Below are 21,942 nucleotides of genomic sequence, written 5' to 3' on the forward strand. Positions count from 1 at the left end.
GGTGCCGAAAGTGGAGAGCGCACGGAGGTTCCGAGGAACGAGGAACCGAGCACGGTCGACCGTCGGCGCACGCTTCAGCACCCCGGAGGCGAACCGAGCCACAAAAAAGAGGCGAGTTCGGCGATCGTGGCGGGCCCCACCCGGCAGCAGCCGCCGATGAGGCGGGCGCCCGCCGTCACCCAGGCGGGGGCCTGAGCGGGGTCGTAGCGCACGGGGCCGCGCCAGGTGTGGGCGGCGGGGTCCCAGTCCTCGCCGCTGTTGGGGTAGACCACCACGGGTCTGCCGGTGACCGAGGCCGCGCGGGCCACGGCGGGGGCCGCGTCCCGGGGGGCGCAGCAGTTCACGCCCGTCGCGATCACCTGCTCGTGCTCCGCCGCCAGGGCGAAGGCGTCCGCCAGCGGCTGCCCGGCGCGGGTGCGGTCGCCGTCGGCGGTGTACGAGAGCCAGACCGGGACGCCGCAGTCGGCCGCCGCCGCCAGCAGGGCCTTCGCCTCGTCCGTGTCGGGCACTGTCTCCAGGGCGAGGACATCGGGCCCGGCCGCCGCGAGCGCCTCGATCCGGGGGCGGTGGAAACGTTCCAGCTCGCGCACGGTGAGTCCGTAGCGCCCCCGGTACTCGCTGCCGTCGGCGAGCACCGCCCCGTACGGTCCGACCGACGCCGCCACCCACACTTCGGCGGGGGCGGCGTCGGCTGCCGCGCGGGCCAGTTCCACGCTGCGGGCGAGCAGCGCGGAGCTCTCCGCGCCGCCGAGCCCGGCCCGGCGGAAGCCCTCGTGACTCGCCTGGTACGAGGCGGAGATGAGGACCTGGGCGCCCGCGTCGGCGTAGGCGGTGTGGGCGGCGGCGAGCTGCTCGGGCCCGTCCTTCAGCAGCCGGGCCGTCCACAGCGGGTCGGAGAGGTCGCAGCCCTGGGCGGCGAGCTGGTTGGAGAGCCCGCCGTCCAGGACGAGCGGACCCGCGCCCAGCGCCTCGGCGAGGGTGCGGCGGGGCCGCATCGGGCTCAGCCCAGCTGGGACTGGACCTGGGCGGAGATCAGCTCCAGGTGGTCCAGGTCGTCCAGGTCGAGGATCTGGAGGTAGATCCGGGAGGAGCCGGTGGCGGCGTAGCGGCCGATCTTGTCGACGACCTCGGCGGGCGAGCCCGCGAGCCCGTTGGTCCGCAGCTCGTCGACCTCGCGGCCGATCGCGGCGGCCCGGCGGGCGACCTCGGCGTCGTCCTTGCCGACGCAGGCCACGAGCGCGTTGGAGTACACCAGGTCGTCGGCGCCGCGCCCGATGGCGTCGGCGGCGGCGCGGACCCGGCCGAACTGCCGCTCGGTGTCCTCGATGGAGGCGAAGGGGATGTTGAACTCACTGGCGTAGCGGGCGGCGAGCCGGGGGGTGCGGGTGGCTCCGTGGCCGCCGATGAGCACCGGCACCCGGTCCTGCGCGGGCTTGGGCAGCGCGGGCGAGTCGGTGAGCGTGTAGTGGGTGCCCTCGTACGAGAAGGTCTGGCCGAGGGGCGTCTCCCACAGCCCGGTGACGATCGCGAGCTGCTCCTCCAGCCTGGCGAACTTCTCCTTGGGGAAGGGGATGCCGTAGGCGGTGTGCTCCTCCTCGAACCAGCCCGCGCCGAGGCCCAGCTCGATCCGTCCGCCGGACATCCGGTCGACCTGGGCGACCTGGATGGCGAGCACGCCGGGGAGCCGGAAGGTGCCCGCGGTCATCAGGGTGCCGAGGCGGATGCTCCGGGTCTCACGGGCCAGACCGGCGAGGGTGATCCAGGCGTCGGTGGGGCCGGGCAGACCGTCGGCGGAGCCCATGGCCAGATAGTGGTCGGAACGGAAGAAGGCGTCGAAGCCGAGGTCCTCGGTGGCCTTGGCGACGGTGAGCAGTGTGTCGTAGCTCGCCCCCTGCTGGGGCTCGGTGAAGATACGCAGATCCATGGGGTCCATCCTGCACCGTCCGCCGGGGCCCCGCGCCCCACCCCCGCCGGGGGCGGCCGGGACGCGTCCCGCGCGCGGCGGTCAGGGCGGGCAGGACGGGCGCGCGGGCCGCATCGCGTCGGGTACGCCGAGCGCGGGCGCGCCGACTCCCGTCGCCGCACCGGCGGCGCGGGCGGCGGCGCCGGGAGCGGCGCAGGCTCCCACGGCGCTGCGGGCGCCGGGCGGTCCGGACGCGGGGGCCGGGCCCGGGGCCTCGCCCCGGGGGTCCGGCGGCCTGGGCGCGCCCCGGGAGCCCGTCGGTGCCGCGGGCCGGGCCGGACGGGGCGCGGCGGCGGCCGGTCCCGCTCTCCCCCGGCTGCTGTCGGGCGGTCGCCCGGCCTCCCGGGCGGCGAGCTTGCGCAACATGCCGCGGACCCGGTCGGTGGACTCGTCGGCCGCGTCGATCGCCTCCACGCACTGCCAGTACAGCCCTTCGTCGTCGGTGCCGCAGGCGACCGAGACCAGAGCCATGCCGACGTCGACCAGGAGGGCGCCGAGGCTCATCAGGGCCGCGCGGGCGTCGGCGACACCCGAGAGCCGCGCGGCCCTGATACCGCCGCTGCGCAGCCCCGGACGGTCCAGCGCGCCGACGCCGCGCGCGCCGGTCTCGGCGAGGCCCCGGGCCTCGCTCCTCAGCTCCAGCGGGCCGTACACGGCGAGCCGGCCGCCGATCGTCTGGGCGAGTGCCTGGGCCTGCCATGCCTCCGCCACGATCTCCGGCACCGCCCGGCTCTGCGCCAGTGCGTGCCGGCTTGCGAGGATGAGTCGCTCCGCGTCCATCGCCGCCCCCGTTCGTACGACTTACTGCCCACTCATTCATTACCCAGAGTGAGGCCTATTGAGCCCAAACGCCAGAGGAATTCGGAAATTTGTGGTCAGGAAGTCGTTAGTTGATCATCTTTTGACTCCGAAGAGTGACAATCTCTTGATCGTCGAGGGCGCGGAGTCCGAAATCACCCTGTTCCCACCTCGAACTCACGTCACCGGGAAGCGTTTCTCGTTCCGGTCGATCTTCTCGGAGAGCGCGGTGAGCGGGTCCACACCGAGCACCTCGCAGAACTGGAGGAGGTACGCGAGCACATCGGCGACCTCGTCCCGGACCCGGTGCGCGGTCGTCCCGTCGTCCATCACCCGCGCCGACTGCTCGGGCGTCAGCCACTGGAAGATCTCGGCGAGTTCGGCCGCCTCGACGCCGAGCGCCGTCACCAGGTTCTTGGGGGTGTGGTAGGGGCCCCAGCCGCGTACGGCCGCGAAGGCGGCGAGCCGGTGCTGGAGCTCCGCCAGATCAGGTGTCTCTGTCACAGCATCAGGTCTATCACCGGGCACCGACAACCCCTGCGCCCCGTCCACCCGTTCCGCCCGTCCTGCCGTCTCCCGGCGGCCGGGAACCGGGCGGCCGGGAACCGGGCGGCCGGGAACCGGGCGGCCGGGAACCGGGCGGCCGGGAAACGAGTGGACGGGCGGCCGGGCGGACGGGCGGCAGGACGGGACCGGGACCGGGACCGGGACCGGGGCGACTCAGGAGAACAATCCGGGGCGGCCCGGGAGAGTGGACCGACGGCCGGGGAAACGGACCCGGCGGGGGCTCAGGAGCCGCGGAGCGCCCGGGTGAGGGTGTTCGTGTCCCCGGTGACCCCGTCGACCTCCATGCCCGCGGGGGCGAGCAGGAACACATTGCGGTCCACCCGGTGCATCCCGCTGCCCAGACCGAAGACGACCCCGCTGCTGAAGTCCAGGATGCGCTTGGCGACATCGGCGTCGGCGGCGGTGAGGTCCAGCAGCACCGGCACCTGCCCGATCAGATACTCGGCCACCTCGCGCGCGTCGGAGAAGACCTGTACCCGGAGCACCACCATCCGGCGCTGTTCCACCACCGGCTCCTGGGGAGCGACGGCGCGGTGATCGACCCTCGACGGCCACTCGTTGCGCCCGCGCAGCGGAACGACCTGGGCCAGGCCCTCCCACTGCTCGTCGGTGACGTCGTACCTCTCGTACCTACTCATACACCTATCTTCGCGCCCCTCACCCGTTCGGCCCAACACCGACACGGTCCGGAACGGGCCGTTCCGCGCGGGCCGTCTCAGGCCAGCGGCTGCCGCTCGGGCTCCGCCTCCGCGTCGGCGTCCAGCCCGGCGTCCAGGTCCGCGTCCAGATCCGCGTCCAGGTCGGCGGTCGCCTGCCAGGTGCGGAACACCTCGGACCGCTCGGCCGCGTCGAGACCGCCGCCGACGGGACCCGCGTACGGCGAGTGCACCGGACGGTAGCCGGTCGCCCGGTGGATGGCCTCGGCCTGGCGCCCCGCCCGCCCCGCGCCCGCGAGGTCGCCCCGGGAGGCGTGGGCCAGCGCGATGACCGACTGGGCCTGCCCCTCCAACAGCCGGAGCTGGGACTCCTGGGCGAGGGCGAGCGCCGCACCCGCGTGGCACAGCGCCTCCAGCGGACGGCCGAACCGGGCCGCGCAGACCCCGAGTCCCAGCAGCGCCATGGTGCGGCCCTTGAGATAGCCGATCTCCTCGGCGGTCCTGCGGGCGATCCGGAAGTGCTCGTAGGCCCGCTCGTACTGGGCGAGCTGATAGCGGGCGTGCCCCATGACCAGCATGGCGTCCAGTTTGAGCCGCGGCCGGTTGGCCTTGCGGCTCAACCGGCAGGCCAGCAGCCCGGAGCGGAGCGCCGCCAGTCCGTTGCCCCCCTCGGCGGCGATCATCGCGAGCGCGCAGACCGCCTCGGCCTCGCCCGCGAGATTGCCGATGTCCTGGAAGCCCTTGCGGGAGGCGGTCGCCAGGTCGTGGGCGGTCTCCAGCTCCCCGAGGTCCACGGAGATCAGCGCCAGCGTGGTGCCGATCCGGGCGATGCTGTCGGGGGCGGAGATCTTCCGGGAGAGGGCGAGTGCCCTGCGGCACAGCCGCTCCGCCTCGCGCAGCCGTCCCATCCCGTACAGCACCTCGCTCAGCCCCTGGAGCGGCTGGTGCGGGGTGCGCTGGAGGCTGCGGTCGAGGGTGATGGACTGGTCGTAGTACTCGGCGGCCTGGCTCAGCAGTCCGAGGTCGGCGGAGACCCCGGCCAGGTTGGAGAGCGCGACCGACTCGCAGACGCCCCAGCCGATCCGGCGGGCCAGTTCGATGGCGCGCTCGAAGTGGCCGCGGCTCAGCTCCAGGTCGCCCCGGGTGAACGTGGCGAGCCCGAGGCTCTGGTGGGCGGCGGCCTGTCCCCGGACGTCCCCCGCCTCCCGGGCGGCGCGCAGGGCGGCACCGGCCACCCCGACCCAGGTGTCGGCGTGGCGGCGGAGCCAGAAGTAGCCGCGGAGGGTGTCGGCGAGTATCCACACCACCGGGCAGGGCTCGCTCCCGGCGGCCTCCTTCTCGATCAGCTTCACCAGGTCGAGATGTTCGGCGTCGAACCACTCGGCGGCCTGCTGCGGCCCCTCGAAGGTCTCCGGCCGCGCCTGCTCGTCCAGCGGCTCGACGTCCAGACGCAGTATCTGCGGATAGAGGCTGCGGGCGGCGGCGTCCGCCGAGGCCGCGTACCAGCGCAGCAGCCGGTGGCGGGCCTCGCGCCGCTCGGCCCCGGTCTTCTCGGCGTCGGCGAGGAGACGGGCGTACCACCAGATCAGATCGTGCAGCCGCAGCCGCTCCTGTCCGGTGCGCTCCACCAGGTGCTCGGCGAAGAGTCGGTCCAGGAGCTGATCGGTGGGGGGGACCGCGCGGCCCCACAGGGCGGCGACGGCGGCGACCGTCGTCGCGGGGCCCGGGAGCAGTCCGAGCAGCCGGAAGCCCTCCGCCGCCGCCGGGTCGAGCCGGCAGTAGGAGAGTTCGAAGGCGCGGCGGACGGCCGAGTCGGGGTCGCCCGCGACGGCCAGGCTCTCCAGGGGGTTGCCGGAGCGCAGATCCCTGACGTGGTCGGCGATCCGGAAGTCGCGGCGCAGCGCGAGGTTGGCCGCCGCGATCCGCAGGGCCAGCGGCGACCGGCCGCAGATGGTGACGAGATCCGCGAGGGCCTCGGGCTCCGCCTCGGTGCGCGCCCTGCCGACCACCGAGCGGACCAGTTCGGCCGCCTCGTCGGACGCGAGGGGCCGCAGCGGCAGCATCGCCGCGCCATGGCTGACGATGAGCGCGCCGAGCCGGTTGCGGCTGGTGACCAGGGCGAGGCAGCCCGCCTCGTACGGCAGTAACTGCCGGACCTGGTCGGCGGACTCCGCGTTGTCGAGGACGATGAGGACCCGGCGGGACGCGAGCGTGCGCTGGTACAGCTCGGCCATCTGCATGGGGTTGAACGGAATGTCCTGGTAGGGGATGCCCAGGCCGCGCAGCAGCCCGGACAGGGCCTCCCGGGCGCCCATGGGGCGTTCGTCGCTGTGGCCGCGCAGATCGAGGAAGAGCTGCCCGTCGGGGAACGCCTCGCGGGCGGTGCGGCACCACCTCAGGGCGAGCGCGGTCTTGCCGCTGCCCGCCGGTCCCACGATCATCACGACGCCGGAGCCGCCGCGGGCGCCCGCGGCGAGCATGGTCAGCTCCTCCAGCTCCTGGGCGCGGCCGATGAACGCGCCCGTCCTGGAGGTGCGGTGCAGGGTCTCGGCCTCGGTGCCGAAGGGTCCCTCCGGCGTGGGCTGCGGCCCGGGGCCGCTCCAGCCGGAGGGGGTGGCCGGGGGTGCCAGATCGGCGCGGGCGCCCTCCCCCGCGGGGGTGCGGCCGTCGCCGCCGGGGGGCCGGGCGGGGTGCGCCTGGCGGACGGGCTGCCGGGGGCGGGCGAGGGGGTCGCCGCCGCCCCGGCCGGTGTCGACCGGGGCGCCGCGGTCCTGGCCTGGCAGCACGGAGGAGATCAGCAGCTCCGGGGCGGCGCGCAGCACGAGTTCATGGACCCGGCGCAGATCGGTGCCGGGGTCGAGGCCCAGATCCTCGGCGAGCCGGGTGCGGATCTCGTGGTAGACCTCCAGCGCCTCGCCCCGGTGGTCGGCGCGGTAGAGCGCGATCATGCGGAGCATGGCGAGGCGTTCGTGGTGCGGGTGTTCGGCCGTCGCGCGGGCCAGCTCCTCCAGGACGAGTCCGCGCTGGCCGAGCGCGAGCCGGGCCTCGGCGCGCTGGGTGATCGCGGACAGGTGCAGCTCGTCGAAGCCGGTGCCGAGCCTGCGGACCAGCGTGTCGGACGCGGTGCCCGCGAGGACGGGGCCGCCCCAGTCGGCGAGCGCCCCCTCGATGACCCGCAGCCGCTCGACGGGGTCGTCCGTCCGCTCCGCCCGCTGGACCTGCGCCCGGAAGCGGTGGAGGTCGACGGCGAGCGGATCGCCCTCCAGCAGATAGCCGTCGCTGGCCCTGGCGAGGACGAAGCCGTGCTCGGGGGCCTGTGTCTCGTGGAAGCGACCGCGGAGACGGGAGACATGGACCTGAAGGCTGCCGCGGGCGCTCGACGGGGGCTCACCGTCGTCCCAGAGCAGATCGATCAGCCGGTGCCCCGGCACGACCCTGTTGATGTCCAGGAGCAACAGACCGAGCAGCAGTCTCTCCCGTCGGCGGCCGATCCGGAGCGGGACTCCCCGGTGGTGCCACTCCAGGCCCCCCAGGACGCGAAACCTCATTCCCCCATCGGTCATACCTGCAATCCTCTGCAATCCCTTGCCCTGTGGCAAGCGATTGGCAAGGTCATGGCCAGGCTGTGGCCGGTGGACCCTGCGAGTCTGCCATTCTGCCCGGCTGGAAAGCGGGGAAACCGGGCGGCAGGCAAGAGGAAGGGTTCCATCAGTATGTCCTCAGAGATGTCCACCAAGCATGGACAGACCCGCTCCGACGCCTCTCTCAAACAGCCGTCGGAGTTGCCACTGAGCTGGATCGGTCAGAACCCTGACAATCCACGGGAAGCACTGCGCGACCTGGAGCCGCTGACGACCAGCATCCGGGAGATCGGCCTCGTCAACGCCATTACCGTGGCCTCCGTCGACGCCTATGTGAACGAACGGCCCTCGCGGGCGACCGAGATTGCCCAGGGCGCGCGGTACATCGTGGTCGACGGCCACCGTCGGCTGGAGGCCGCCCGCCGTGCCGGGCTGGCCCGGGTCCGGGTCAGCGTGGACGACGCGCTGGTGTCCACCGACCGTTCGCTGCTCGAAGCCGCCTTCGTCGCCAATGTGCACCGCGACGACATGAACCCGCTGGAGCAGGCGTACGCGCTGAAGAAGCTGGTGGAGTTCTACGGCTCCCAGAACAAGGCCGCCAAGCGGCTCGGGATCGCCCAGTCGACGATCTCCTCCAAGCTCTCCGTGCTGGAGCTGGGGCCCGAGTTGCAGGCCGATCTGCTCGCGGGCCGCCGCAAGGTGGTCCATGTGCGCAATCTGTCCCGGCTCAGCCCGCAGCAGCAGAAGCAGCGGGCCGACGCGCGCGCCGCGGCCACCGAGTCGCGCGCGGCGGAGCGGCACCACGCGGCCGGGGCCAATCCGCTGGCGGCCATCCCCCGGCAGCGGACCATGCTCACCATGCCCTGGGCGGACGGCGTCGCCTGCGCGGAGATCGCGATCTCCCGGATGCGTCCGGCCGAGCGGGCCCGGATGCTCCGCAGGCTGTGGCAGGAGGCGGAGAAGGAGGCGCGGGCCGCCCGGCTGGTGGCCCCGCGCCGCGCCTGAGCCACCGGGGCGGCTCTGGGGTACAGCCGCCCCGCGCACCGGGTACCGACCCCGGCCGGACCGCACCGGCCGGGGTTTTCCCGTGCCCGGCGGCGGCGCGGTCGCGGATCTCCCCGCCCCGCCGCCGGGACGCGGCCGGGCCCGGACCTACACTGTGCTCCCGTACGACTCCGGACACGGCGTCGGGGTCCGATCCAAGGAGGGTTCGTGCCCGGTCAGCGCCCCATCGCCGAGACCGAGCGGATGATCCGCGCCAAGCTGGGCGACACACCGATCCGGCATGACCAGATGGCCATGGTGGGCAATATCCACCGGGCCGCCGCCGCGGTCCGCCAGCATGTGGAGAACTCCGTTCTGCGCGGCTCCGATCTGACCTGGACCGGCTTCGTGGTCCTCTGGGTGGTCTGGATCTGGGGCGAGATGGAGACCCGGCTCGTGGCCATGGAGGCGGGGATCTCCAAGGGCACCCTGACCGGGGTCGCCCGCACCCTGGAGTCCCGCGGTCTGGTCCGCCGCACCGATCACCCCTCGGACGGCCGCCGGGTGCTGCTGGCCCTCACCGAGAAGGGCGAGGAGCTGATGCGGAGTCTGTTCCCGGAGTTCAACGACGAAGAGGTGTTCGTCGCCGGGCAGCTCAGCGACGAGGAGTGCCGGCGGACGGCCGACGCGCTGCGGACGGTCGTGGTCCAGATCGAGACGCACGGCGAGGCGCGCCGGGCGGAACTGCTGGGCGGGGAGCCGCCCGTGCGGCGCCGCAGCGGACGGCGTCCGAGGCCGACGGCGCCGTAACACCCGGTCCCGGTGGCAGACCCCTTGCCCGGGCGCCGGGCGGGGCCTACCATCCCGGTGTCGTTTGACCTCAAACAGTATCGAGGGAGCGCACCGTGCCCCGACCCCTGATCGCGATCCCGGCCCGCTTCGCCTCCTCCGCGTCCGCGCTGCGGTACGCCGCCGAGGTGAGCGCCCGCGCCCTCGTCGAGTCGGTGTGGCGCGCGGGCGGCGAGCCCGTGACGATCCATCCGTACGCGCCCGGGGGCCTGGCCCGCCCCGCGGACGTGGCCGCCCGGCTCGCCCGCTTCGACGGGGTGGTGCTGCCGGGCGGCGGGGACCTCGACCCGAGCCGCTACGGCGACGGGACCCGGCACGAGCGGCTGTACGACATGAACGAGGAACAGGACGGCTTCGACCTGGAGATCGCCGCACAGGCGCTGCGGACGGGGCTGCCGCTGCTCGCGATCTGCCGGGGGCTCCAGCTCGTCAACACCGTGCTGGGCGGGACCCTTCAGCAGGACATGGGCACCGAACGGGACCACCGCCACCTGGTGCACCCGGTCCGGCTGGAGCCGGGCTCGGCGGTGGCCCGGGTGCTCGGGACCCGGCAGGCCCGGGTCTCCTGCTACCACCACCAGCGGGTGGACCGGCCGGGCGAGGGCCTGCGCATCACCGCCCGCGCCGGTGACGGCACACCGGAGGCGATGCAGCTGGACGGCTCCAGGGGCTGGATGATGGCGGTCCAGTGGCACCCGGAGGACACAGCTCCGCAGGACCCGTCCCAGCAACGCCTTTTCGACACGCTCATCGAGGCGTGTGCGTGATGTGCTCTGGCGTGTGTGTGATGCGCTCTTCGGACATCACCGGTGCTCCCAGTCACCGCCCAGGGCGGTGGAGAGGACCTCGTCGGATTCCGTCGGCTGGGCCCCGACGTCCGTGCGGATCGGGGTCGGGCCGGTGACGATGTGGTTGGTGAGACTGCCGAGTCCTTCCACCTCCACCTCGACGACATCGCCGGGGAGCACCGGGCGGGAGTTCGCGGGGGTGCCCGAGAGCAGGACGTCGCCGGGGAGCAGGGTGATCGTGCGGGCGATGTCGGCGACCAGGTAGTGCATGTCCCACTGCATCTCGTCGGTGCTGCCGTCCTGGGCCAGGGTGCCGTTGACGTAGGTGCGCAGCGACTTGCCCCGGAAGTCCCAGTCGGTGACGAGGCCGGGACCGAGCGGGCAGAGGGTGTCGGAGCCCTTCACCCGGAGCATGGAGCCCGCGTCGGTGTCGCGGAAGTCGTGGAGGCCGAAGTCGTTGGCGACGGTGTAGCCCGCGATGTACTCCGCTGCCTCGTCCGGGGCGATGTTGCGGCAGCTCCGCCCGATGACGATCGCCACCTCGCCCTCGTAGTTGAGCCAGTGGCAGCCCTCGGGCCGGACCACGGCGCCCCGGTGGGCGTTGAGCGTGGTGGTGGGCTTGTGGAAGTACGTGGGCGCGGCGGGCAGCCGGGCGCCGAACTCCTTCACCCGGCTGAGGTGGTTCAGATGCACGGCGACGATCTTCGACGGCAGCACCGGCGGCAGATGCCGGGCGTGCTCCGTCCTGACCCGGCGGCCGTCCGGCGCCACCAGTTCGTCACCGTCGCGCACGGTCTCGACCGCGGCGCCTTCGAGGAGGATACGGCGGTACTCGGGCATCTCAGCTCTCCTGCTCGTCCTGGGCCGCGCTCGGCCGCTTCCCGTTTCCGTTTCTGCTTCCGTTTCCGGTCCCGGTCCCGGGCGCGTCCCCGCTCCCGTTCCCGGTGTCGGCCGCCGTCACGGTCCAGCCGCCCGCCGGGCGGTCGAACCACAGATGCGCCTGTCCGGTGCCGATGGAGTTCTCGTACTCGCCGTACTGCCGGGCACCCGCCGCGCACGCCTCCTCGCCGAGTGCGCCGATCATCATCAGATAGTGGAAGAACTTCGCCTCGGGCCGGACCCTCCAGAAGTCCCGCATGGTCCGCAGCACCCGGTCGTGGCGGCCCTCCCTGAACCAGGCGATCCGTTCCAGATCGGCGGCGCGGGCCTCGGCGGAGAAGAGGTGCGCGGGGTCGCTGGACTCGTGGTGGCGCAGCTCCCGCAGCGGCCAGAAGGTGTGGGAGAGCGCGCCGGAGGCGATCAGGAGCACCCGGCGGCCGGGGGTGGCCGCGATCCCGTCGGCGAGGGCCCGGCCGAGCCGCAGATGGTCCTCCATGTCGCCGGTCTGGCAGACCCCGACGGTGATCCAGCGCTTGCCGGGCAGCCCCTCGCCGAGATAGCGCCAGAGGTTGAGGGTCGCGTAGTGGATGGGGAGGTACGGGTCGTCGATGGCGGTGATCCAGGTGTGGTGCCGCCCGGCGAAGCCCGCGACGGCGTGCGCGAGTTCGGGGTCGCCCGGGAAGTCGTACGGCACCCGGCACATGCCGCGCGGCAGCTCGTCCGATGTGAAGAGCCCGGCGCGGCGCTTCTGGGCGGTGACGACGAACTCCACGGTGGTGGCCCAGTGCGAGTCCAGGACCACGACGGTGTCGTAGCCGTCACCCGCGAAGACCTCCTCGCGCAGCCGACGCAACCCGGTGACCAGGGTGATCTCCCGGCCCTCGTTCAGCGCTCTGCGGCTGCTCTCCGGGAGGACGATGGTGGGGACGTGCGAGAGCAGCCCCGCGCCGACGATCTCACCCATGGTCGTGCCAGCCCTTCGGTGCCGTGACGGTGTTCTTGAGGTCGCAGTAGAAGTCGAAGGACCAGGTGCCGCCCTCCCGGCCCACGCCGGACGCGCGGGAGCCGCCGAAGGGCGCCCGGAGGTCGCGGACGAAGAAGCAGTTGACCCAGACCGTCCCGGCGACCAGACGCGAGGAGACCCGGGCGGCCCGTTCGGGGTCACCGGTGACGAGGGTGGCCGCGAGCCCGAACCGGGTGTCGTCGGCGAGGCGGACGGCCTCGTCCTCCCCGGTGAAGGTCTGGAGGGTCAGCACCGGACCGAAGACCTCCTCCTGCACGATCTCGCTGTCCTGGGCGACGTCCGTGAGCAGTGTGGGCCGGTAGTGGAGCCCGCCGAGACCGGTGTGGGGGCCGCCGCCCGCGAGGACGCGCGCCCCGGTGGCGACGGCCCGCCGGACGAAGCCGTCGATCCGTTCCAGTTGACGGGGGTGGATGTTCGGGCCGATGTCGGTGGCCCCGTCCCGGGGGTCGCCCTGCCGCAGCCGCCCGATGCGTTCGGTGAGCCGGCGGGTGAACTCCTCGGCGACGCCCTCCTCGACGAGGAGGCGGGTGGCGGCGAGGCAGACCTGTCCAGCGTTGTCGTACTGCTCGACGGCGAGATCGGCGGCGAGGTCGAGATCGGCGTCGGCGAAGACCAGGAGGGGTGATTTGCCGCCGAGTTCGAGGCTGACGGGGGTCAGGTGCTCCGCCGCCGCGGCGGTGATCCGGCGGGCGGTGGGCACGGAGCCGGTGAAGCTGATCCGGCGGACCCCGGGGTGGGAGACGAGGGCGTGTCCCGCTTCCGCCCCGTACCCCTGGAGGACGTTGAGGACCCCGGGCGGCAGCCCGGCGGCGGCGGTGATGTCGGCGAGGAGGGAGGCGGTGAGCGGGGACCACTCGGCGGGTTTGAGGACCACGGTGTTCCCGGCGGCGAGCGCGGGGGCGACCTTCCAGGTGGCGAGCATCAGGGGCGCGTTCCAGGGGGTGATCAGCGCGCAGGGGCCCGCCGGGTCCCAGGAGATGTGGTTGGTGTGGCCCCTGGTGTCGAAGTCGTCGTGGCCGAGGCCGATGAGCCAGTCGGCGAAGAAGCGGAAGTTGTGCGCGACACGGGGCATCACCCCGCGCCGGTGGGAGCGGAGCAGGGCCCCGTTGTCGAGGGTCTCGACGGCGGCGAGTGCGTCGATGCGCTCCTCGACCCCGTCGGCGACGGCGTGCAGCAGCCGGGCGCGCTCGGCGCGGTCGGTGGCGGCCCAGCCGGGGAAGGCGTCGCGTGCGGCGGCGACGGCGGCGTCCGCGTCGGCGGCGGTGCCCCGGGAGATCTCGGCGAGCGGGGCGCCGGTGACGGGCGAGACGGTGGTGAAGGTCTCGGCGGAGGCGATACGCCGCCCGCCGATCCAGTGGCGGGTGTCCACGGGGACGTCGGCGACGGTGGTCGTACGGGCTGTCATGGCGGCGGCTCCAGCGGAGGGGGGTCGGATGGGACGGCGCCCGCGCCCAGGCGCCCCGGTCGGGTCCGGTACGGGGGCGGGGGCAACGGCACGGCGGGGGCGGGGCGGGCGCTCCCCCCTGAGCGACCGTCACGGGCGGCCCCGGCCCGCCCGGGTGGAGCGGTCACACCGACGTGCCGGAGGTGCCGGACTCCAGCAGGGTGCCGCCGTCCCAGACCACCCCCACCTGCCGCCAGTAGGCGGCGATCGGCTCGCGGACCTCCAGCCGCGCCAGTTCCTCCGTCGGCGCGTCGAACAGGTCGAGTTCCGCCTCCCCCCGCCAGGCCGGGCCCGCCTCGAACGACGCGGCGCCGGACGCGATCAGCTCGTCGAGCGCGAGTCCGCCCCCCTTCTCGATCGCGGGGAGCCGACGGTGGTGCGCCATCGGATGGGCGTTGACGAAGCCCCCGCTCTCCGAGGGCTCCCGCAGGGTCACCACCGCCTGCGCCAGTCTGCGGTCGGCGGCGGCCAGGGTCGCCCCGAAGCGCGCGCCCGCCCCGGGCCGGGGGGCGGGCCCGTACGGGTGCGGCCGGGTCAGATGGATCGAGCCGAACTTCTTGGGGTAGCCCTGGTGGAGCCCGCGGGCGATCGCGAAGTCCTTGTCCACCCAGATATAGACACAGCGGGAGTAGATCCGGCCCCGGTAGGAGCAGCGCACGACGACGAAGGTCTCCCGGTACTGGGAGCGCACGGGGTCGAGCAGCTCCTCCCGGGAGTCGCCGCAGGACTGCCAGTCCGCCCAGATCACGGCGACCGCGCCGGGGTCGTCGGCCACCGGCTCCAGCGGCGCGGGCAGGAGTTCGCGCACCCGCTCCGGGTCGGTGCGGTACTCGACGGTGAGCAGGTCCCCCGAGTAGTGCCAGGGCGGCGCGGGGATCAGCGACGCGCGTCCGGTCGCCGTCCTGGGATGGAACCAACCACGGGGCTGCGGCACGGTGTCTCCTCGCGGCACGGCGTCTCCTCGCCTCGGAGGCAATTTGTTTGGGTTCAAATATTCATAGCGGCCCGACAGCCGTCAAGACCCCGGCCCCGGCGGCCGGACCGAGCCCCCGCACCCCGGACACCCCGGCCCCGGGCCCCGGCCGGGCGTACGAGAGGCTTGCCAGGCCGCCCCGGCGGGCCCTACCTTGGGCGGTCAACCCGTTTGATCCCAAACATCATCTGCCGGGCCCGCGGGGACGGACCTCCGGCACCGGCGCCGTCGCACGGATCTCCGTACGGGCATCCGCACGGCCCCGGCCACCGGTCACCGCCTCCACCGCCCGGCCCGCTCGCTCAGCATCGGTCGGCGCCCGGCCGTCCGGACCACCGGAAGGGAGCACACCGTGTCCCATCGCCCCTCTCCCCCGGCCCCAGACCCACCGCCGCCCGCCCGGCTCGACGCGCTCCGGGCCGGGCTGACGGACGAGGGCGTCGACCTCGTCCGGGTGCTGTGGAGCGACCTCCACGGCGTCGCCCGCGGCAAGGAGATCCACCTCGACGAACTGCACCGGTTCGAGGACCCCGGACTCTCCTTCTGCCAGGCCGTCATGGTGACCGACCTCGCCGGAAACCCCCTGGAGCTGCCGGAGAGTTCCGGCGGCGGCTGGCCCGACGCCCACGCCCGGATCGACGCCGGCACCCTGACCCTCCCCGGCTGGGCACCCGGCACCGCCTTCGTCCTCGCCGATGTCCTGGAGGCGGCCCCCGGCCACCCGCCGCTGGCCCTGGACCCGCGCGGGCTGCTGCGACGGCAGACGGAACGGCTCGCCGCACGCGGACTGCGCGCCGTCGCCGCCCCCGAGCTGGAGTTCTATCTCCTCGCCCCGGACCCGTCCGCGCCGCTGGGCTGGCGGCGCTACACCACGTTCGACACCGCCGGGTACACCGTCGGGGCGAGCCACGACCCGGACCGGATGCTGCCCCTGCTGCTGCGCTCGTGCCGTGCGCTCGGGCTCGGCGTCCAGGGCGGCAACCAGGAGTTCAGCGGCGGCCAGTTCGAGATCAACCACACCCACGGCCCCGCGCTGGCGGCAGCCGACCGCGCCTTCCTCTTCAAGTACGCCGTCAAGGAGATCGCCGCCGTCCACGGGCTGCGCGCCACCTTCCTGGGCAAGCCCTTCGGCGAGGCCGCGGGCAGCGGACACCATGTCCACCTCTCGCTCGTGGACGACGGGGGGACGAACGTCTTCGCCGACCCCGCCGACGACGGCGGCCTCTCCGCGCTCGGCCGGTCCTTCCTCGCGGGGGTGCTGGAGCACGCCCCCGCGCTCACCGCCGTGCTCAACCCCACCGTCAACGCCTACAAGCGGCTCGCGGCACCCGGCTCCCTCGCCCCCACCACCGCCGACTGGGGGTGGGACAACCGGACGGCTTACGTCCGCATCCCGCCGGAGCGCGGCGACGGCACCCGGCTGGAGATCCGGGTGGCGGACGGCGCCGCGAACCCGTATCTCGTCATCGGGGCGCTGCTCGCCGCCGGACTCGACGGCGTCGAACGGGGCCTTCGGCCGCCGCCTCCGCTCGCCCCCGGCAGCACCGGCGGCGGCCCCCCGCTGCCCGCGACCTTCCGGGAGGCGCTCGACGCCCTGGCCGCGTCGAGCGCGCTCGCCCGGCTTCTCGGCCCCCGCTTCACCGAGGTCTTCACCGCCATGAAACGCGCCGAGCTGGCCCGCTTCGAACGCGCGGTCACGGACTGGGAGTTCCGCGAGTACACCGGGATGCTCTGAGCCCCGCCCGACGCCCGGGGCCCGCCGCCGGTACCACCGTACGAAGGGAAACACGAGACACCCATGGATCTTCAGCACTGGCTGCGCGAGGCCGCGCGGTCGCACCAGGAGTGGGCGGCGGGATACGGGCCGTACGAGCCGCACCCCTCGCTGGCGGTGGACGACGGGCGGTTCGCCGAGGCGTTCGGGGAGTTCACCGAGCGCCTCAAGGACAACTACCCCTTCTTCCACCCCCGGTACGCCGGTCAGATGCTCAAGCCGCCGCACCCGGCGGCCGTGGTCGGCTATACGGCCGCAATGCTGATCAACCCCAACAACCACGCGCTGGACGGGGGTCCGGCGACCGCCGCGATGGAGCGGGAGGTGGTGGCCCAGCTCGCGGCGATGTTCGGCTTCGCCACCCATCTCGGCCATCTCACCACCAGCGGCACGATCGCCAATCTGGAGGCGCTGTTCGTCGCCCGGGAGCTCCACCCCGACCTCGGGGTCGCCTACAGCGAGGAGGCCCACTACACCCATGGCCGGATGTGCCGGGTCCTGGGTATCGAGGGCCATACGGTCCCCGTCGACGACCGGGGACGGATGGACGTGGACGCCCTGGAGGAGCTGCTCCGCACGGGCCGGATCGGCACCGTCGTCCTCACGGCGGGCACCACGGGACTCGGCGCGATCGACCCGGTCGACCGGGTGCTGCCGCTGCGCGAACGGTACGGGGTGCGGGTCCACGTCGACGCCGCCTACGGCGGGTTCTTCACCCTGCTGGCCGGGGCGGAGGGCGAGGCGGGGCTGCCCGCCGGGCCCTGGTGGGCCGTGGCGGGCTGCGACTCGGTGGTCATCGACCCGCACAAGCACGGGCTTCAGCCCTACGGCTGCGGAGCGGTGCTCTTCGCCGACCCCGAGGTGGGCCGGTTCTATCTGCACGACTCGCCGTACACCTATTTCACCTCGGCCGAGCTGCACCTCGGCGAGATCAGTCTGGAGTGCTCCCGCGCCGGGGCCGCCGCCGCCGCGCTCTGGCTGACCTTCCGGCTGCTGCCGCCCACGCCCGACGGCCTCGGCCGGGTGCTGGGCGCGGGCCGCCGGGCCGCGCTGCGCTGGTCGGCGCTGCTCGAAGCGTCCGAGGTGCTGGAGGTGTACCAGCCGCCGGAGCTGGACATCGTCAGCTACTTCCCGCGGACCGACCCGCTCGCCTTCTCGGCGGTCGACGCGGCGGCGGAACGGATGCTGCACCGGGGCATGACGGAGGACGACCCCGTCTTCATCAGCACCCTGCGGGCCTCGGCCGACGCGTTCTCCGCCCGCCACCCCGGGGTCGCGGCGGACAAGGACGGGGCCCGGGTGCTGCGCAGCGTGCTGATGAAGCCGGAGTCGGAGCACCGGGTGGACGAGCTGCACGACCGGCTGGAGCGGCTGGCCACCGCGGGCTGACGGCGCGGGGCGCGGCAACGGTGGGCGGGCCGCCCCGAGGGGTGCGGCCCGCCCACCGTGTGCGTCGGTCCCGCTTCTCCGTCCGCGTCAGTCCTGCTTCTTGCGGCGGGTGCCGAAGACGATCTCGTCCCAGCTCGGTACGGCGGCCCGGCGGCCGGGGCGGACGCCGTCGGCCTCGGCCTGCCGGTCCGTGGTCCCGATCAGCCGGTCCCGGTGGCCCGCCACCGTGCGCGGCATGAGGACGTCGGCGTACGCCGATCCGGCGCCCGCCGACGCGGCCGGGGCCACCGACTCCTCGCTCTCCGTCTCCTCGTCGGCGACCGCCGGGGGTTCCGGCGTCCGCTCGGGGACGACCAGGTCGCCCCGGAAGCTCGGTACGGCCTCCAGGAGGCTCGTCAGGGAGTCCCGGTCCTCGGTGTCGTCCGCCGCCGGGGGCAGCGCGCGCTCGGGCGTCCGGTCCCGGGGCAGCCGGGCGATCCTCGGGACGAACGGGAAGCTGGGCTCCTGCGAGCCGAGGGTGTCGTCGGTCTCGCCGATGAGGGCGCGCGCCTCGTCGTCCACGGCCTGGACGAGCCGCCGGGGCGGGTCGTAGGTCCAGCTCGCGGAGTGCGGTTCGCCCGCGACCCGGTAGACGAGCAGCACCTCCCAGGTGCCGTCGTCGCGCCGCCAGGAGTCCCACAGCACGGTGTCCTTGTCGGCGCCGCGCAGCGTCAGCCGCTCCTGCACCGCCTCGCCGAGCTGCGGCCCGCTGTTCTCGCCTGGCCTGCGGACGGAGGTCTTGCGGGCCCGCTCCGCCATGAACGCGCGCTCCGCGAGCACCGGCCCCTCGAAGCGGCGCACCCGCTCCACGGGAATCCCGGCGAGCTGGGCGACCTCCTCGGCGGACGCGCCCGCCCTTATACGGGCCTGGATGTCCCGGGGGCGGAGGTGGCTCTCGACCTCGATCTCGATCTGCCCGAGGCGAGCGCGGTCGTTGCGGACGGCGGCCCGCAGCCGCTCGTCGATGGGGAGGGTGTACTCCGTACTGTCGGCAGCCTTGAGCACGAGTCGTGTGCCGTCGTTGGAGACGGCCACGACACGCAGTTCGGGCATGGGGACCTCCCGGGTGGTGCCTGCCGACGTCACCTTTTGCGTCGCTGCTTCCGCTAGTCGAGTGTGGCCTGCCCGGGTGCAGCCTGCCACAACCTTGCCGAGTTGCCCGGCGTGTCGGGCACTGGCCCTGGAACGCCGCTATGGCAAGGTTGCCCATTTACACTCAGAGTAACCATTGTCACTCTGCGCACAGGCAACCCAGCGATACCAGACGCCGCCGGTTCGAGCGCCGCTTTCGGCCCCCTTCCCAGGTCCGGACCCCCCTGAGGGGGCCAGGGCCCAGGGTTCGCCACAGTACTCCATTCGGGCCATCCGGGTGGACTGACGCGCCGCCGAACTTCTCCCCGCGCACTCCGCCCCACTGCCCGCACTCGCACCAAGGCTCCACGGATTCACAGAATCTTCCCAAATGGAATGATTTCCTTCACATATGGCACCCCGTCGGGCGGGGCCGGAAGCCACCCCCGACGCCGCCACCCGACGCTGTGCCGCGCTGGCCCCGCTGTCCCCGCGTCAGGACCCCAGCACCCGGCGGAGATGGTCGTTCGCGAACCGCCGCTCCGGGTCCAACCGGTCCCGGAGGGCCGTGAACTCGCCGAACCGGGGGTACACCTCGGCCAGCCGCTCCGCGTCCCGGGTGTGCAGCTTGCCCCAGTGCGGACGGCCGCCGTGCGCGGTCATGATCCGTTCCACGGCCGTGAAGTACGCCCGGTGCGGCGTCCCCCGGTACAGATGCACGGCGATGTACGCGGTCTCGCGCCCCGAGGCCGTGGAGAGGGCGATGTCGTCCGCCGGGGCCGTCCGCACCTCCACCGGGAAGCTGACCTTCAGCGGTGAACGCCCGATCATCGCCCGCACCTCGTGCAGCGCCGCCATCGCCGCCTCGCGCGGCAGCGCGTACTCCATCTCCACGAACCGCACCCGGCGCGGCGAGGTGAAGACCTTGTACGGGATGTCGGTGTACGAACGGGCGGAAAGCGCCCGGCTGGCGACACGGGCGACCGCCGGTATGGCCCTCGGGACGGCCCGTCCCAGCGTGTTGGCGACCTGGAACAGGCCGTTGGAGAGGAGTTCGTCCTCCACCCAGCCGCTGAACGCCCCGGGCGGGTCGGCGGGACCGGCGCTGCGGTTGTTGCGCTTGGTGTTGCAGTTGTCGGTGTGCGGGAACCAGTAGAACTCGAAGTGCTCGTTCTCGGCGTGCAGGGCGTCGAACTCCGCGGTGACCCGGTCGAGGGACATGGGCTCCTCACGGGCCCGCAGCAGGAACAGCGGCTCCACGGCGAGGGTGACCGCCGTGAGCACTCCGAGCGCGCCCAGGCCGACCCGGGCCGCCGCGAAGACCTCGGGGCGTTCCGCGCGGGAGCAGGTGAGCACGGTGCCGTCGGCGGTGACCAGCTCCAGGGCGGTGATCTGGGCGGAGAGCGAGCCGGAGTCCCGGCCGGTGCCGTGGGTGCCGGTGCTGACGGCCCCGGCGACCGTCTGCTCCATGATGTCGCCCATGTTGGTCAGGGAGAGTCCCTCCCGGGCGAGCGCGGCGTTCAGCCGCCGCAGCGGGGTGCCGGACTCGACCGTCACGGTCATCGCCGCGCGGTCGATCCGGCGGATGCCGGTGAGCAGATCCGGCCGGATCAGCACCCCGTCGGTGGCGGCTATGGCGGTGAACGAGTGGCCGCTGCCGACCGTCTTGACCCGCAGCCCGTCCTCGGCCGCCCGGCGCACCGCGTCGGCCACCTCGTCCACCGAGGCGGGTGAGACCTCACGGGCGGGGCGGGCGGTGACGGTGCCCGCCCAGTTACGCCATGCTCGTGTCGCTGTGCCGCTCGCGCTGACCGTGGTCATCGACCTGCTGTCCCTCCGCCGTCGGCACCGGCCGCTTCAGCCGGCGGTAGCCGAGGAGGGCGGACAGGACCGCGGCGGCTCCGGCGATCGCGGGCACCAGGAACCCCGCCTCCGCGCCCGCCTCGTCGACCGCCCAGCCCCCGGCCGAGAAGCCGAGGGCCACTCCGATCGCGAGACCGGTGCTGACCCAGGTCATGCCCTCGGTCAGGCTGGAACGCGGCACATGGTGTCCGACCAGGGCCATCGTGGTCACCATCGTGGGTGCGATGGCCATGCCCGCGACAAAGAGCGCCACGGCCAGGAACACCAGATCCCCGGCCAGTTGGAGGGGGATAATACTCACGGCCATCGCGGTGACCCCGATCAGCCACCGCCGGGGCGCCGGTCCCTTGAGGTCGAGCATCCCGAAGACCACGGCGGCGACGGCGGAGCCCAGCGCGTACAGACCGAGGACGATGCCCGCGGCGGCCTTGTTCCCCTGCTCCTCCGCGAAGGCCACGCTGACGACGTCCACCGCGCCGAAGGCGGCGCCGACGGCGACGAAGGTGACCACCAGGACCTGGAGCCCGGGCAGCCGGATCGCGCTGTCGCTCTTCCGGTCCCCCTCCCGGGGGTGGACGGGCGGCTCGGTGTCGCGCTGCGCGCTCAGCCAGAAGACGCCGATCAGCAGCAGCACGGCGGCGGCCAGCGGTCCGGCGGCGGGGAAGACGCTCGTCGACAGGGCGATGGCGACGATCGGTCCGCAGACGAAGCACAACTCGTCGATCAGGGACTCCCACGAGTACGCGGTGTGCAGCTCGCGCGGCCGGTCGCGGTAGATCTCGGTCCAGCGGGCCCGGATCATGGCACCCACGCTGGGCACACAGCCGGTCACCGCGGTGAAGACGAAGAGGGTCCAGGTCGGCGCCTCCTGGACGGCGCACACGAGCAGCCCGGCGACCGCCGCCGTCGAGGCGAGCGCGGCGGGCCGCAGCACTCTCGCCTGTCCGTAGCGGTCGACGAGCCGGGATATCTGGGGGCCGAGCACCGCCATGGAGAGGGCCGCGGTCGCCGAGAGCGCCCCGGCGATCCCGTAGCGGCCGGTGATCTGGGACACCATGGTGACGATGCCGATGCCCATCATGGCGAGGGGCATCCGGCCGAACAGGCCCGCAGCGGAGAACCGCTTGGTGCCGGGTGCGGTGAAAATGGCGCGATAGCTGCTGGGCAACGGGCTCTCCGGTAAGGCATATGGGCGGCCTGTGCAGATTACGCCCTCCGGGTGACGTCGCGCACGGGGGTTACCCCTCGGCAGCCGGTGCCCGGTTCCGTTCCTGGCCGGATCGGCCCGGGGCGCGGCGGG

17 protein-coding genes and 1 pseudogene are annotated in these 21,942 nt (G+C 73.6%); 5 read left to right on the top strand and 13 right to left on the bottom strand.

Features of this window, described 5'->3' with window-relative positions; translation table 11 throughout:
- Positions 1-74: 74 nt before the first annotated feature.
- The 6 genes and pseudogenes from mmuM to CRV15_RS04515 form a co-directional block, all read right to left on the bottom strand.
- A complete protein-coding gene (gene mmuM / locus CRV15_RS04490) occupies positions 75-995 on the bottom strand; it encodes a homocysteine S-methyltransferase (RefSeq protein WP_003955587.1) in 921 nt (306 codons plus the stop codon).
- Positions 996-1,000: 5 nt separating this feature from the next.
- On the bottom strand, positions 1,001-1,924 hold the full coding sequence (locus tag CRV15_RS04495; RefSeq protein ID WP_003955586.1) for an LLM class F420-dependent oxidoreductase: 924 nt from the start codon (positions 1,922-1,924) through the stop codon (positions 1,001-1,003).
- A 315-nt stretch (positions 1,925-2,239) separates the two neighbouring features.
- Positions 2,240-2,743 (bottom strand): annotated as a pseudogene (locus tag CRV15_RS04500) (DUF6099 family protein); the annotation flags it as partial.
- 195 nt (positions 2,744-2,938) lie between these two features.
- Positions 2,939-3,265 (bottom strand): nucleotide pyrophosphohydrolase, encoded by a 327-nt coding sequence (locus tag CRV15_RS04505; RefSeq protein WP_003955584.1) that lies wholly within the window; start codon positions 3,263-3,265, stop codon positions 2,939-2,941.
- 284 nt (positions 3,266-3,549) lie between these two features.
- Positions 3,550-3,966, bottom strand: coding sequence for a cell division protein SepF (locus CRV15_RS04510; protein WP_003955583.1), 417 nt, complete (start codon positions 3,964-3,966; stop codon positions 3,550-3,552).
- Between the two features lie 77 nt (positions 3,967-4,043).
- Positions 4,044-7,547 (bottom strand): AfsR/SARP family transcriptional regulator, encoded by a 3,504-nt coding sequence (locus tag CRV15_RS04515; RefSeq protein ID WP_003962173.1) that lies wholly within the window; start codon positions 7,545-7,547, stop codon positions 4,044-4,046.
- 162 nt (positions 7,548-7,709) lie between these two features.
- Between CRV15_RS04515 and CRV15_RS04520 the strand changes: the two genes are divergently transcribed.
- From CRV15_RS04520 to CRV15_RS04530, 3 genes are all read left to right on the top strand, one after another.
- Entirely contained in the window at positions 7,710-8,570 is an 861-nt protein-coding gene (locus tag CRV15_RS04520) for a ParB/RepB/Spo0J family partition protein (protein ID WP_230864175.1), read from the top strand.
- Positions 8,571-8,777: 207 nt separating this feature from the next.
- Positions 8,778-9,359 (top strand): MarR family winged helix-turn-helix transcriptional regulator, encoded by a 582-nt coding sequence (locus CRV15_RS04525; RefSeq protein ID WP_003955578.1) that lies wholly within the window; start codon positions 8,778-8,780, stop codon positions 9,357-9,359.
- Between the two features lie 95 nt (positions 9,360-9,454).
- The gene (locus CRV15_RS04530; RefSeq protein ID WP_003955577.1) at positions 9,455-10,165 is read left to right on the top strand and encodes a gamma-glutamyl-gamma-aminobutyrate hydrolase family protein; all 711 of its coding nucleotides are present in this window, start codon (positions 9,455-9,457) and stop codon (positions 10,163-10,165) included.
- Between the two features lie 36 nt (positions 10,166-10,201).
- On the opposite strand, the gene CRV15_RS04535 is transcribed toward CRV15_RS04530, so the two are convergent.
- The 4 genes from CRV15_RS04535 to CRV15_RS04550 all read right to left on the bottom strand — a co-directional run bounded on the left by CRV15_RS04535 (position 10,202) and on the right by CRV15_RS04550 (position 14,467).
- Positions 10,202-11,026, bottom strand: a complete 825-nt coding sequence (locus CRV15_RS04535) for a fumarylacetoacetate hydrolase family protein (RefSeq protein ID WP_003955576.1) — start codon at positions 11,024-11,026, stop codon at positions 10,202-10,204.
- Position 11,027: 1 nt separating this feature from the next.
- Complete coding sequence (locus CRV15_RS04540) at positions 11,028-12,029, bottom strand: DODA-type extradiol aromatic ring-opening family dioxygenase (RefSeq protein WP_003955575.1); 1,002 nt, start codon at positions 12,027-12,029, stop codon at positions 11,028-11,030.
- Positions 12,022-13,494 (bottom strand): aldehyde dehydrogenase family protein, encoded by a 1,473-nt coding sequence (locus CRV15_RS04545; RefSeq protein WP_003955574.1) that lies wholly within the window; start codon positions 13,492-13,494, stop codon positions 12,022-12,024. The genes CRV15_RS04540 and CRV15_RS04545 overlap by 8 nt, the downstream gene beginning before the upstream one ends.
- A 163-nt stretch (positions 13,495-13,657) precedes the next feature.
- Complete coding sequence (locus tag CRV15_RS04550) at positions 13,658-14,467, bottom strand: acetoacetate decarboxylase family protein (protein ID WP_003955573.1); 810 nt, start codon at positions 14,465-14,467, stop codon at positions 13,658-13,660.
- 391 nt (positions 14,468-14,858) lie between these two features.
- On the opposite strand from CRV15_RS04550, the gene CRV15_RS04555 reads away from it, so the two are divergent.
- Both CRV15_RS04555 and CRV15_RS04560 read left to right on the top strand, forming a co-directional pair.
- Entirely contained in the window at positions 14,859-16,241 is a 1,383-nt protein-coding gene (locus CRV15_RS04555) for a glutamine synthetase family protein (RefSeq protein ID WP_003962170.1), read from the top strand.
- A gap of 63 nt (positions 16,242-16,304) precedes the next feature.
- On the top strand, positions 16,305-17,669 hold the full coding sequence (locus CRV15_RS04560; protein ID WP_003955570.1) for a pyridoxal phosphate-dependent decarboxylase family protein: 1,365 nt from the start codon (positions 16,305-16,307) through the stop codon (positions 17,667-17,669).
- Positions 17,670-17,756: 87 nt separating this feature from the next.
- Here CRV15_RS04560 and sepH read toward each other — a convergent pair whose 3' ends face one another.
- From sepH to CRV15_RS04575, 3 genes are all read right to left on the bottom strand, one after another.
- Entirely contained in the window at positions 17,757-18,794 is a 1,038-nt protein-coding gene (sepH, locus tag CRV15_RS04565; protein ID WP_003955569.1) for a septation protein SepH, read from the bottom strand.
- Between the two features lie 480 nt (positions 18,795-19,274).
- Positions 19,275-20,600: a D-arabinono-1,4-lactone oxidase gene (locus CRV15_RS04570; RefSeq protein ID WP_003955568.1), complete on the bottom strand. Its 1,326-nt coding sequence runs from the start codon at positions 20,598-20,600 to the stop codon at positions 19,275-19,277.
- Positions 20,554-21,810, bottom strand: coding sequence for an MFS transporter (locus CRV15_RS04575; RefSeq protein ID WP_003955567.1), 1,257 nt, complete (start codon positions 21,808-21,810; stop codon positions 20,554-20,556). Before CRV15_RS04575 ends, CRV15_RS04570 begins: the two co-directional genes overlap by 47 nt.
- Between the last annotated feature and the right edge of the window lie 132 nt (positions 21,811-21,942).

It is taken from the genome of Streptomyces clavuligerus (assembly GCF_005519465.1).
GTDB lineage: Bacteria > Actinomycetota > Actinomycetes > Streptomycetales > Streptomycetaceae > Streptomyces > Streptomyces clavuligerus.

Coding starts and splice junctions, on each gene's coding strand:
- CRV15_RS04495 (WP_003955586.1), bottom strand. CDS start 1,924: ATGGATCTGCGTATCTTCACCGAGCCCCAGCAGGGGGCGAGCTACGAC.
- CRV15_RS04560 (WP_003955570.1), top strand. CDS start 16,305: ATGGATCTTCAGCACTGGCTGCGCGAGGCCGCGCGGTCGCACCAGGAG.
- CRV15_RS04535 (WP_003955576.1), bottom strand. CDS start 11,026: ATGCCCGAGTACCGCCGTATCCTCCTCGAAGGCGCCGCGGTCGAGACC.
- CRV15_RS04570 (WP_003955568.1), bottom strand. CDS start 20,600: ATGACCACGGTCAGCGCGAGCGGCACAGCGACACGAGCATGGCGTAAC.
- CRV15_RS04510 (WP_003955583.1), bottom strand. CDS start 3,966: ATGAGTAGGTACGAGAGGTACGACGTCACCGACGAGCAGTGGGAGGGC.
- CRV15_RS04545 (WP_003955574.1), bottom strand. CDS start 13,494: ATGACAGCCCGTACGACCACCGTCGCCGACGTCCCCGTGGACACCCGC.
- mmuM (WP_003955587.1), bottom strand. CDS start 995: ATGCGGCCCCGCCGCACCCTCGCCGAGGCGCTGGGCGCGGGTCCGCTC.
- CRV15_RS04520 (WP_230864175.1), top strand. CDS start 7,710: ATGTCCACCAAGCATGGACAGACCCGCTCCGACGCCTCTCTCAAACAG.
- CRV15_RS04515 (WP_003962173.1), bottom strand. CDS start 7,547: ATGACCGATGGGGGAATGAGGTTTCGCGTCCTGGGGGGCCTGGAGTGG.
- CRV15_RS04540 (WP_003955575.1), bottom strand. CDS start 12,029: ATGGGTGAGATCGTCGGCGCGGGGCTGCTCTCGCACGTCCCCACCATC.